The 11,930-nt window shown below is 64.4% G+C and carries 12 protein-coding genes; 6 read left to right on the top strand and 6 right to left on the bottom strand.

Annotated elements, in window-relative coordinates; translation table 11 throughout:
- Positions 1-4: 4 nt before the first annotated feature.
- The 4 genes from hutU to hutI are packed head-to-tail and all read right to left on the bottom strand — an operon-like array spanning position 5 to position 5,290.
- Complete coding sequence (gene hutU, locus WC739_RS00060) at positions 5-1,675, bottom strand: urocanate hydratase (RefSeq protein ID WP_372950955.1); 1,671 nt, start codon at positions 1,673-1,675, stop codon at positions 5-7.
- A 26-nt stretch (positions 1,676-1,701) separates the two neighbouring features.
- Complete coding sequence (gene hutG, locus WC739_RS00055) at positions 1,702-2,520, bottom strand: N-formylglutamate deformylase (protein WP_372950954.1); 819 nt, start codon at positions 2,518-2,520, stop codon at positions 1,702-1,704.
- A complete protein-coding gene (gene hutH, locus WC739_RS00050) occupies positions 2,517-4,061 on the bottom strand; it encodes a histidine ammonia-lyase (protein WP_372950953.1) in 1,545 nt (514 codons plus the stop codon). The genes hutG and hutH overlap by 4 nt, the downstream gene beginning before the upstream one ends.
- The gene (hutI, locus tag WC739_RS00045) at positions 4,058-5,290 is read right to left on the bottom strand and encodes an imidazolonepropionase (RefSeq protein WP_372950952.1); all 1,233 of its coding nucleotides are present in this window, start codon (positions 5,288-5,290) and stop codon (positions 4,058-4,060) included. Before hutI ends, hutH begins: the two co-directional genes overlap by 4 nt.
- Before the next feature lie 98 nt (positions 5,291-5,388).
- Between hutI and WC739_RS00040 the strand changes: the two genes are divergently transcribed.
- Together WC739_RS00040 and hutC are read left to right on the top strand one after the other, a co-directional pair.
- A complete protein-coding gene (locus tag WC739_RS00040; protein ID WP_372950951.1) occupies positions 5,389-6,741 on the top strand; it encodes a formimidoylglutamate deiminase in 1,353 nt (450 codons plus the stop codon).
- The gene (gene hutC / locus WC739_RS00035) at positions 6,738-7,478 is read left to right on the top strand and encodes a histidine utilization repressor (protein WP_372950950.1); all 741 of its coding nucleotides are present in this window, start codon (positions 6,738-6,740) and stop codon (positions 7,476-7,478) included. The genes WC739_RS00040 and hutC overlap by 4 nt, the downstream gene beginning before the upstream one ends.
- Positions 7,479-7,563: 85 nt before the next feature.
- On the opposite strand, the gene WC739_RS00030 is transcribed toward hutC, so the two are convergent.
- Positions 7,564-7,908, bottom strand: a complete 345-nt coding sequence (locus WC739_RS00030; RefSeq protein WP_372950949.1) for a RidA family protein — start codon at positions 7,906-7,908, stop codon at positions 7,564-7,566.
- Between the two features lie 223 nt (positions 7,909-8,131).
- Here WC739_RS00030 and aztA point away from each other — a divergent pair, with 223 nt between their 5' ends.
- The 4 genes from aztA (at position 8,132) to WC739_RS00010 (ending at position 11,260) form a co-directional block, all read left to right on the top strand.
- On the top strand, positions 8,132-8,959 hold the full coding sequence (aztA, locus tag WC739_RS00025) for a zinc ABC transporter ATP-binding protein AztA (protein WP_372950948.1): 828 nt from the start codon (positions 8,132-8,134) through the stop codon (positions 8,957-8,959).
- Positions 8,959-9,834, top strand: a complete 876-nt coding sequence (gene aztB / locus WC739_RS00020; protein WP_372950947.1) for a zinc ABC transporter permease AztB — start codon at positions 8,959-8,961, stop codon at positions 9,832-9,834. Before aztA ends, aztB begins: the two co-directional genes overlap by 1 nt.
- Before the next feature lie 27 nt (positions 9,835-9,861).
- Positions 9,862-10,803, top strand: a complete 942-nt coding sequence (gene aztC / locus WC739_RS00015) for a zinc ABC transporter substrate-binding protein AztC (protein ID WP_372950946.1) — start codon at positions 9,862-9,864, stop codon at positions 10,801-10,803.
- A 118-nt stretch (positions 10,804-10,921) separates the two neighbouring features.
- Complete coding sequence (locus tag WC739_RS00010; protein ID WP_372950945.1) at positions 10,922-11,260, top strand: TIGR01244 family sulfur transferase; 339 nt, start codon at positions 10,922-10,924, stop codon at positions 11,258-11,260.
- An 11-nt stretch (positions 11,261-11,271) separates the two neighbouring features.
- Here the strand turns inward: WC739_RS00010 and WC739_RS00005 are convergent, their stop codons facing one another.
- On the bottom strand, positions 11,272-11,739 hold the full coding sequence (locus tag WC739_RS00005) for an Lrp/AsnC family transcriptional regulator (protein WP_372950944.1): 468 nt from the start codon (positions 11,737-11,739) through the stop codon (positions 11,272-11,274).
- Positions 11,740-11,930 lie beyond the last annotated feature (191 nt).

The raw sequence follows: 11,930 nt of genomic DNA, 5'->3' as shown, positions 1-11,930 counted from the left end.
CGGTTCAGCCGAGAATGCCGGGCAGATTGAGCTGGTGCTCCCTGGCGCACTCGATGGCGATGTCGTAGCCGGCATCGGCATGGCGCATCACGCCGCTCGCCGGATCGTTCCACAACACCCGTTCCAATCGCCTGGCCGCTTCGGGCGTGCCGTCGGCGACGATGACCATGCCGGCATGCTGCGAGAACCCCATGCCGACGCCGCCGCCGTGATGCAGTGAGACCCAGGTGGCGCCCGATGCGGTGTTGAGCAACGCATTGAGCAACGGCCAGTCCGATACTGCGTCAGAGCCGTCCTTCATCGATTCGGTTTCGCGATTGGGCGACGCGACCGAGCCGGAGTCGAGATGATCGCGGCCGATGACGACAGGCGCCTTGAGCTCGCCTTTGGCCACCATCTCGTTGAAGGCGAGCCCGAGCCGATGCCGGTCGCCGAGGCCAACCCAGCAGATGCGCGCCGGCAGGCCCTGGAAGGCAATGCGTTCGCGCGCCATGTCCAGCCAGTTGTGCAAGTGGGTGTTGCCGGGCGTGAGTTCGCGCACCTTGGCGTCGGTCTTGTAGATATCCTCGGGATCGCCGGAGAGAGCCGCCCAGCGGAACGGACCGATGCCGCGGCAAAACAGCGGGCGGATATAGGCCGGCACGAAGCCCGGAAAGGCGAAGGCATTCTCGAACCCCTCCTCCTTGGCCACCTGGCGGATGTTGTTGCCATAGTCGAGCGTAGGCACGCCGGCATTCCAGAACGCCACCATCGCCTCGACATGTTCGCGCATCGAGGCGCGGGCGGCCTTCTCGACGGCTTTCGGGTCGGACGTTCGCTTTTCCCGCCACTCCGCCAGTGACCATCCCTTGGGCAGATAGCCATTGAGCGGATCATGGGCCGAGGTCTGGTCCGTCACCATGTCGGGTCGCACGCCGCGCCGCACCAGTTCCGGCACGATGTCGGCTGTATTGCCGACAAGGCCGACCGATTTCGCCTCCCCGGCCCTGGTCCAACGCTCGATCTTCTCCAGCGCCTCGTCTAGCGTGTCGGCACGCTCGTCGACATAGCGGGTGCGCAAGCGGAAATCGATGCGGTCGGGATCGCATTCAATGGCCAGACAACAAGCGCCGGCCATGACTGCGGCCAGCGGTTGGGCGCCGCCCATGCCGCCGAGACCGCCGGTCAGGATCCATTTTCCCTTGAGGTTACCGCCATAATGCTGGCGGCCGGCCTCGACGAAGGTCTCGTAGGTGCCTTGGACGATGCCTTGCGTGCCGATGTAGATCCACGAGCCGGCCGTCATCTGGCCGTACATCATCAGACCCTTCTTATCGAGCTCGTTGAACTTCTCCCATGTCGCCCAATGCGGCACCAGATTGGAATTGGCGATCAGCACGCGCGGCGCATCCGGATGGGTGCGGAAGACGCCGACCGGCTTGCCTGATTGCACCAGCAAGGTCTCGTCATCGGCGAGGGTCCTCAAGGAGGCAACGATGCGGTCAAAATCATTCCAGGTGCGCGCCGCCCGGCCGATGCCGCCATAAACGACCAGCTCATTGGGGTTTTCGGCAACGTCGGGGTCGAGATTGTTCATCAGCATGCGCAGCGGCGCTTCGGTCAGCCAGGAGCGAGCGCTGATCTGCGTGCCGCGCGGGCTGCGGACTTCACGGATGTTGTGGCGAGGATTGTTCATGGCGTCACTCCATAAAGGGTCGAATTTCAGCCGTGCGCCCAGGACGTCGCGGTCTCGAGGATTTTCCGCAGCGTAGCGCGGATCGGTGCCGCGAATTCTGCATCGTAGGGCACCGGCCAGTTGTCGGGCTCGCCCTTGCCCTCGGGCTCGCGCATGTAGCCGCGGTTGGAAAGTTCCATCTGCAGCGCATGGACGCCATCTTGAGGCTGGCCGAAATGGCGCGTGATCCAGCCGCCCTTGAAGCGGCCGTTGACGATGTGGCTTTCGCCGGTTTCGGCCATGATCTGGGCGACCATCGCCTGCAGGGTCGGGTCGGCGCTACTGCCGTCATTGGTGCCGAGGTTGAACACCGGCAGCGTGCCCTCGAACAGGCGCGGCAGCACCGAACGGATCGAATGGCAGTCGTAAACCACAATCTTTTCGTGAAAGCCGCGCAGCCGGGCGATCTCCGCCCGCAGGGCCGCATGGTACGGTACGAAGAATTTCTCGCGGCGCTCGTCGACTTCCGAGGGTCCCGGTTCTTCGCCTTCGCGGTAAAGAGGATCGCCGTCGAAGGTTTCCGTCGGACATAGACCGGTGGTGGTCTGCCCCGGATAGAGCGAGGCGCCCGAAGGGTCACGGTTCACGTCGATGACGGTGCGCGAGATGGCCGTATGCACCACCGTCGCCCCAAGATCGGTCGCGAAATCGTAGAGCCTGTCGATCCACCAGTCGCAGTCTCGGCGGCCGAGCCAGGGAGACACCAGCCGGTTCTCGAGCCCCGCGAGATCGATGCCGGTGTGCGGGATCGATACCAGCAGTGGGGCCGTGCCGGGCGTTACCGTAAGCCAGGGTGTTCCCGTCATGATGCAGCTCCTGAAATCGATGGCAGTGCGATCGAGCCGGCTGCCATGACGGCGGCACCGCTGCGCACCATGGCGATCGCCTTTTCCATGTCGGGGTGGAAATGCCGGTCATTGTCGAGGCGCGGCACCTCGGCGCGAACCAGCTTGCGCACCGCCTCCAGGGCATCGCTCGATGCCAGAGGGGCGTGGAAATCGCAGCCCTGCGCGGCGGCCAGCAATTCGATGCCGATGACGGCCGTTGCGTTCTCGACCATGCCGATCAGCCGGCGGGCGCCGTGCGCGGCCATCGACACATGGTCTTCCTGGTTGGCCGAGGTCGGGATTGAATCGACACTGGCGGGATAGGCTTTCTGCTTGTTTTCGGAAACCAGTGCGGCGGCGGTCACCTGCGGGATCATGAAGCCGGAATTCAGTCCCGGCTTCGGCGTCAGGAAGGCCGGCATGCCGGACAGCGCCGGATCGACCAGCATGGCGATGCGCCGTTCCGACAGCGAGCCGATCTCGCAGACGGCGAGCGCGATCATGTCGGCGGCGAACGCCACCGGTTCGGCGTGGAAGTTGCCGCCGGACAGGGCTGTGTCGTCCTCGGCGAAGATCAGCGGATTGTCGGTGACGCCGTTGGCCTCGGTGCCGAGCGTATCCGCGGCCTGGCGGAGCACTGTGAGAGCCGCGCCCATGACCTGTGGCTGACAGCGCAGGCAATAAGGATCCTGCACGCGCTCATCGCCGACCCGGTGCGACTCGCGGATGGCGCTGCCCGCCATCAGGTCGCGCAGCGCGTCCGCCGTTTCGATCTGGCCACGATGCTTTCTCAGCAGATGGATGCGCGGATCGAACGGAGCGTCGGAGCCCTTCGCCGCATCGGTTGACAAGGCTCCCGCGACCAGGGCCGATTGGTAAAGCACTTCGGCCTCGAACAGAGCGGCGAGCGCATAGGCGGTGGAAAACTGCGTGCCGTTTAGCAGGGCCAACCCTTCCTTGGCGCCCAAGATCACAGGCTCCAGTCCGTGCGAGACAAAGGCGACCTTGGCCGGAACACGGCCATGCGGGGTGAAGCATTCGCCGACGCCGATCATCACCGCCGTCATGTGCGACAGCGGTGCCAGATCGCCCGATGCTCCGACCGAACCTTGCGCCGGCACCACCGGAATGACGTCGTTGGCCAGCATGGCCTCCAGCAGATCGATGGTTTGCGGCCGAACGCCGGACGCGCCCTGCGCCAGGCTGGCAAGCTTCAGCGCCATCATCAGCCTGCAGACGGCGACCGGCATCGGCTCGCCGACGCCGGCGGCGTGCGACAGCACGATGTTGCGCTGCAAGGTCTCGAGATCCGCGGCCGGGATGCGGACGCTGGCCAGTTTGCCGAAGCCGGTGTTGATGCCATAGACCGGCTCACCCTTGGCAACGATCCGCGCGACTGCCTCGGCGCTTGCCTTGATCTTCGGCCGGCAGGCATCGTCCAGCTTGGGCACGGCGCCGCGATAGATGGCGCGCCAATCGGCCAGCGTCGCGTTGCCGGGCTTCAGGGTCAGTTCGGTCATTGTCCTCTCCAGATGCGGGCATGCAACGGGTTGAAACCCATGCGGTAGACGAGTTCGGCCGGGCGCTCGATGTCCCAGATCGCCAGGTCGGCGGATTTCCCTGCCTCGAGCGTGCCGGTTTCCGCCAGCAGGCCGAGCGCGCGTGCGGCCTCGCGTGTGACGCCGGCAAGGCATTCATCGATCGTCAAGCCAAACAAGGTCGCCGCCATGTTCATGGTGAGAAGCAGCGAGGTCAGCGGCGAGGTGCCGGGATTGTTGTCGGTGGCGACGGCCATCTTGACACCGTGCTGGCGGAACAGGCCGATCGGCGGCTTGCGGGTCTCGCGAATGAAGTAGTAGGCGCCGGGCAGGATCGTGGCGACGGTTCCTGCCCTGGCCATGGCGACGGCGCCCGCCTCATCGGTATATTCAAGGTGATCGGCAGACAGCGCGCCATGGCGGGCGGCAAGTTCGGCGCCATGGAGGTTCGACAGTTGGTCGGCATGAAGCTTGACCGGCAGGCCGGCAGCCCTGGCGGCGTCGAAGACACGCGCCATCTGCGCGGGCGAAAAGGCAATGCCTTCGCAAAAGCCGTCGACGGCATCGGCCAGTCCTTCGGCGGCGACCGCCGGGAGAATTTCCTTGGCAACAAGATCAATGAAAGCGTCCTTGTCGCCCCCGGCCTCCGGCGGCAGCGCATGGGCGCCGAGGAAGGTGGTGCGGACCGTCACCGGCCGCTCATCGCCCAGCCGCCGTGCGGCGCGCAGCGACTTCTTCTCGTTTTCGAGGTCGAGCCCATAGCCCGACTTCACTTCCAAAGTGGTGACGCCTTCGGAGATAAGCGCATCCAGGCGCGGCAGCGATTGCGTCACCAACTCGTCTTCGCTGGCGGCGCGTAGTGACTTGACCGAGGAGACGATGCCGCCGCCGGCCCGGGCGACCTCTTCATAGGTTGCGCCCGCCAGCCGCATCTCGAACTCGTTGGCGCGGTTGCCGGCATGGACCAGATGTGTGTGGCAGTCGATCAAGCCGGGCGTGACCCAGCGGCCCTCGCAATCGATCGTCTCGCCCTGGGCCAGCGCCCCGGGCATTTCCGACTCGGCACCGGCAAAGACAATGCGCCCGCCGCGCGCGGCCACCGCTCCATGTTCGACGACACCAAGCCCGGCGGATCGTTCGGCGAATGTCGCCAGACGCGCATTCCGCCAAAGACGAATATCCCCTGCCCGGCTTTTGCTCTCTGCGGCCATCATCTTTTCCGTTTCAATGGGCGACGATTATGTATATACATATTAGAGCGTACCGCAAGTGGCGTCATCGCACGACAGACTGAGAACCGGAGGGGAAAGTGGCCGATATCTTCGCGGAACAGGCGCTGCTTCCCGATGGCTGGAACAGCAATGTGCGGATCGCCTTCACCGATGGACGCATCACCAACGTGCAGCCCGGAACCACCGCGCTGGCCGGTGACGAACGCCATCCCATCCTGTTGCCCGGCATGCCCAATCTGCACAGCCACGCCTTCCAGCGCGGCATGGCGGGCCTTGCCGAACTGCGCGGCCCTTCCGCCGACAGTTTCTGGAGCTGGCGCGAGGTGATGTATCGCTTCGCACTGTCGATGACGCCGGACCAGGTCGAGGCGGTTGCAGCGCAGCTCTATGTCGAGATGCTGGAAGCCGGCTTTTCACGCGTCGGCGAGTTTCACTATCTGCACCACGACCGCGATGGACAACCCTACGCCAATCTCGCCGAGATGGCCGAACGGATCGCCGCTGCGGCCGGCGAAACTGGTATCGGCCTGACGCTGCTGCCGGTGTTCTACGCGCACTCCTCCTTCGGCGGTGCCGAGCCGAACGAAGGCCAGCGCCGGTTCATCAACGATGTGAGTCGGTTCTCACGGCTTGTTGAGAAGTCTGGCGAATCGCTTCGCGCGTTGAATCAAGCCGTCGTCGGTGTTGCCCCGCACAGCCTGCGCGCCGTGACGCCGGAGGAACTTACCCAGGTTGCTGCCCTGGCGCCGAACGGGCCAATCCACATCCACGTTGCCGAACAGGTGAAGGAAGTCGAGGACTGTGTTGCCTGGTCCGGCGCACGTCCGGTCGAATTCCTGCTTGGGGCTGCCGATGTCGACCAGCGCTGGTGCCTGATCCATGCCACCCACATGACGGACGCCGAGACGATCGGCATGGCGAAGAGCGGCGCAATTGCCGGCCTTTGTCCGATCACCGAGGCCAATCTGGGCGACGGCACCTTCGCCGCGCGGCTGTTCAGGGAGCACGGCGGCCGTTTCGGTGTCGGCTCGGATTCCAATGTGCTGATCGGCCTGCCCGACGAGTTGCGCCAGCTCGAATATTCGCAGCGCCTGGCGCATCGTGCCCGCAATGTGCTGGCGGTCGCCGGCGGCTCGTCCGGCCGCGCGCTGTTCGAGGGAGCGCTTGATGGTGGCAGTGTCGCGCTTGGCGCCGGTTCCTCGCAGATCGCGGTCGGCGCGGCCGCCGATCTTGTCTCGCTCGACGCCGATAGCCCCTCGCTGGCGGGCAAAACGGGCGACGCGATCCTCGACGCATGGATCTTCGCCAATGGCAGCAAGGTCGACTGCGTCTGGGTGCATGGCAAGAAGCAGGTCAGCGGCGGCCGGCACGCACGGCGCGAAGCCATCGCCAAGCGGTTCCGCACTGTGATGATGGCGCTCTCGGCATGAGCGTGGCCGGCATTGCCGATCCGGAAGCTGCCGGCTCGCTGCACCAGCGGATTCTGTCCGATATCAGCGAAAAGATCCTGTCTGGCACCTGGGCGCCCGGCTATCGCGTTCCGTTCGAGCACGAACTGACCGAGCAGTACAATTGCTCGCGCATGACGGTGAACAAGGCGCTGTCGCAGCTGGCCAAGGCCGGGCTGATCGAACGCCGCCGCCGCTCGGGCAGCTTTGTCCGCCGGCCCCGGTCACAGGCCGCGGTGCTCGAAATCCATGACATTCGAATCGAGGTCGAGGCACTGGGCCTGGCCTATCGCTACGAGCGCGTGGCGCGGCACAAAAGGCGCAGCAATGCCGAGGACCGCTCCTTGCTCGAACTTGATGAGCCTGGGCCGGTGCTGGCGCTGGAATGCCTGCATTTCGCCGGCGAACGGCCATTCGCGCACGAGCAGCGCCTGATCAACCTCGCCGCCGTGCCGGAAGCGGCCGACGAAGAGTTTCTCGACATCGCGCCCGGCCCGTGGCTGATCGGCCGCGTGCCGTGGAGTGAGGCCGAGCACCGCATCCGCGCGGTTGGCGCCGACAGTGGAATGGCGCAGGCGCTCGACATCGACCCTGGAGCGCCATGCCTTGTGGTCGAGCGCCGCACCTGGGGCGCGGAACGCCCGGTCACCCATGTCCGCTTCACCTACGCCGCCGAAAGCCACACGTTGGTGGCAAGGTTCAGACCGTCGCAGGGGTAAGGCGTGTCCAGCCACGGCTGGCGAAAAGCCAACGATCTGGCTTTTCGAACGCCGAACGCCCGGAGCCATAGCGGAGGGCAAAAGCTCAAATCGCCGCGGTGATGATGATCTCGACCAGATATTCCGGCGTGGCGAGCTTGGCCTCGCCGGTGGCACGGGCCGGGGTGTTGCCCTGCGGCACCCACTTGTCCCATTCCGCGTTCATTTCAGCGAAGGTGCTCATGTCGGCCAGCCAGATGATCGCCTGAACGATCTTGGTCTTGTCGGTGCCGGCCTTGGCCAGCAATTCATCGATCGTCTTCAGGATGTCGCGAGTCTGCGAGGCGACATTCCCACCCGGCTCGCCGACCTGGCCGGCCAGGTAGACGGTGTTGCCGTGGATGACGATCTGGCTCATGCGGGGGCCGATATCGATTCGATGAATGCTCATGCGGGTTCCTTCCTGTTCTCGGTGGCGCCTGTTTAGAGTCACGCCCCGCTTCGGGCAAGGCCGGCTCGGGAAATCCCCTTGTGCCAACAGCGAATGGCAAAGATACACATCAAGTTGACCCGGCAACTGCGCTCTCGCCTCCTCGCCCGGTTGACTAATGTAATAACATCACATAGCGAAGGAGTTGCTGCTTGCAGCCGATTTTACCGTGGCATGGGATGACATGACCCAGACCTGCTTGACCTTCCGCGACCTGACGCTGGGCTACAACAGCCACCCGGCCATCCATCACCTTGAAGGCACGATCCGCAAGGGTTCGCTGACGGCAGTGGTCGGCGCAAACGGCTCCGGCAAGTCGACGCTGATGAAGGGAATAGTGGGTGTCCTGAAGCCAATGGCCGGCGAGGTTGTCCGCGCGCCGGGCGTGCGCGCGGCCTACCTGCCGCAGCAATCGGAACTAGACCGCTCGTTTCCGGCCCGCGTGGTTGACCTGGTCTCGCTTGGCCTTTGGCCAAGACGCGGCCTGCTGGGGCGTTATACAAAAGAGGACCGCGAGTCCGTCAGCCAAGCGCTGATGGCGGTCGGCCTCGGCGGCTTCGAGAAGCGGCCGATCGACACGCTGTCGGGTGGCCAGTTGCAACGCACATTGTTTGCACGCGTGCTGCTGCAGGACGCCGACCTCATCCTGCTCGACGAACCATTCAACGCGGTTGACGCCAAGACGGTCGGCGACCTGATCGCGCTCATCAAGCGCTGGCATGGCGAGGAACGCACCGTCATGGTGGTGGTCCACGACCTGGAGCTGGTGCGCCAGAATTTTCCGGAGACGCTGCTTTTGGCCCGACAGCCGGTCGCCTGGGGCGAGACGCGCGAAACGCTGAAGCCGGAAAACCTGTTGCGCGCGCGCCGCTTCCACGAAGCCTGGGAAGAGAATGCGCCGTGGTGCGAGCCGGACGGGCACGCTCATGGCCCTGTCCACGATCAGCATCATGACCACGCCCACGGGCCTGATCACGACCATCACCATGGCGCCGGTCCGAGGGCCGCCTGATGGACATGCTCTACGGTCTTTTCATCGCGCCGTTCGCCGATTTCGGCTTCATGCAGCGGGCCCTGTTCGGCTCGCTGATGCTATCGCTCGGCGCCTGCCCGATCGGCGTCTTCCTGATGCTGAGGCGCATGAGCCTGTCGGGCGACGCCATGGCCCATGCCATCCTGCCGGGTGCGGCCGCCGGCTTCCTGTTCTACGGGCTGGAGATCCTGCCGATGACGATCGGCGGCCTGATCGCCGGTATCATCGTCGCGCTCGGCGCCGGCGCGGTGTCGCGCTTCACCATCCAGCGCGAGGACGCCTCGATGGCCGCCTTCTATCTGATTTCACTGGCCATCGGCGTGCTGATGGTGTCGATTCGCGGCTCGAGCGTGGATCTCATGCATGTGCTGTTCGGCACCGTCCTGGCGCTCAACAACGAGGCCCTGGTCCTGATCGGCGGCATCGTGGTGATGACACTGGCCAGCCTCGCCATCTTCTGGCGGGCGCTGGTCGCCGAATGCCTCGATCCGCTGTTCCTGCGCTCGGTCAGCCGCTTGGGTAGCCCGGTTCACTTCATCTTCCTCGGCCTCGTCGTGCTCAACCTCGTCGGCGGCTTCCAGGCGCTCGGCACACTTCTTTCGGTTGGCCTGATGATGCTGCCGGCGGCGGCTGCCCGCTTCTGGACGGCCCGCGTCGAGCCGATGTGCGTGCTGGCGGTGCTGATCGGCTTTGCCTCCTGCATCGCCGGGCTGCTTTTGTCCTATCACGCGTCGTTGCCGTCAGGCCCGGCCATCATCCTGTCCGCGGGCGTCGTTTACTTCGCCTCGATCCTGTTCGGCACGCGCGGCATCCTGCGCGCGCGCATCATCCATCACCGTCACAGAACGGCCTGATCCCCACCCTCAAAGGAGCCCTCGTCCATGCTGAAATCGATTGTTGCCGCCCTGACGATGAGCGTTATAACATTAACTACCTTTGGCGCGTCTTCAGCGTTCGCCGCACCGCTGAAAGTGGTTGCCAGCTTCACGGTCATTGCCGACTTTGCCAGGAATGTCGGTGGCAACCGCATCGATTTGACCACCATCGTCGGGCCCGATGGCGACGCCCATGTCTACGAGCCGAGCCCGGCCGACGCGGTGGCCATGGCCAAGGCCGACATCGTGCTGGTCAACGGTCTGCATTTCGAAGGCTTTTTGCAGCGTCTGGTCGATGCCAGTGCCACAAAGGCCTCGATCGTCACTCTGACCAAGGGCGTGACGCCGATCGATTTCAAGCCGGAATTCGCTGATGCCGACGCGGCCGAAGGTGCTGGCACCGGCGGCGGCAAGACGGTCACCGATCCGCACGCCTTCCAGTCGATCGCCAATGCCAGGATCTATGTGAACAACATCGCAGAGGCATTCTGCGCGGCCGACTCCGACGGCTGTGTCAGCTACCAGACCAACGCCGCCGCCTACATCAAGAAGCTCGACGCGCTGGAAGGCGAAGTGAAAGCGGCGATCCAGTCCATCCCCGAGGCAAAGCGCGTTGTCATCACCTCGCACGACGCGTTTGGCTATTTCGAGCATGAATACGGCCTGACGTTCCTGGCCCCGCAAGGCATCTCGACCGACTCCGAGCCGTCAGCCGCCGACGTCGCCAGGCTCGTCGAACAGGTGAAGCAGGACAAGGCCGCGGCGATCTTCGTCGAGAACATTACCAACCCGCGCCTGATCGAACAGATCGCCAGCGAAACCGGCATCAAGGTGGGTGGCACGCTTTATTCGGATGCGCTTTCGCGGCCCGACGGCCCGGCAGCGACCTATATCGACATGATGCACAACAACATCGCCCAGATCAAAGGCGCGATCCTCGGCAGCTGACCGACATCGTTCATCCGGCCGGAAACTGCGATAGTCCGGCCGGATTCCACCACAGGGCAGTTGCCGGTTGCGTCGGGGAGTGGCAAGACTCTTGTCAAACCAGATTGCGAGGATTGCCATGGAATATCGTGAGATCAGCGAGGACTATTCGGTCTCGGCCCAGATCCAGCCTGAAGACGTCGCCGCCATCAAGGAAGCCGGGTTCAAGAGCGTCATCTGCAACCGGCCGGATGACGAGCAACCCGGCCAGCCCTCGGCGGACACGCTCAAGGCCGCGGTCGAGGCCGCCGGGCTGGCGTTTCGCTACATTCCGGTGATCAGCGGCCAGATCACCGCCGAGAATGTCGAAGACCAGGCCGAGGCCCTCGAGGAGCTCGACGGCCCGGTGTTCGCCTATTGCCGTTCCGGCGCGCGATGCACCAATCTGTATGGGCTGATCCAGCAGTCGAAAGCTTAGTCGCTGCAAGCTCAAATCGGCAACGCGCCGGTTTCCTTCAATGTCTCCAGCACTATCGCCGTCTTCACATGTTGTACGGATTCGTGCGGCAGAAGTACCCCGTTGACGAACTCGGACAATGATTTGAGATCGGGCGTCACCACCTTCAAGATGTAATCCATCTCGCCGGTCAGCGCGTGCGCCTCCTGCACCTCGGGCAGCCGCGCCAAGAGTTCGCCGAAGCGCCTGGCGTTGTCGCGGTTGTGGGTGGCCAATGTCACTGAGATGACGTTGACCAACGAGAAGCCGAGCTTGTCGCGGTCGAGCACCGCCCGGTAGCCCTTGATGTAGCCGTCCTCTTCCAGCCGCTGGCGGCGGCGCGAGCATTGCGATGCCGACAGGTTCACGCGCTCCGACAGCTCGTTGTTGGTCAGCCGCGCGTCGCCCTGCAGCAGCGCCATTATCTTGCGATCGAACTGGTCAATGCGCGTCTGACCCATGGTTTTATCTCCTGTCATGCACGCTTCACGCATGACATCATCAGTTCAAGCGTTTGAATGCAAGCACCATGCGCCGGCTGCGGGCTATGATGGCGTGAGATGGCCTTTTCAGGCCAAGCCAGCTTTGGAGGAATGCCATGGGTCCCTTCCCGCACGACGCCCCGCCCGCCACGATCAGCAAGGACAACCCC

Source organism: Mesorhizobium sp. (assembly GCF_041661565.1).
Classification (GTDB): Bacteria; Pseudomonadota; Alphaproteobacteria; order Rhizobiales; family Rhizobiaceae; genus Mesorhizobium.
The sequence above is the reverse complement of the archived record's forward strand: the minus strand, read 5'-3'. Positions and strand labels throughout refer to the sequence as shown.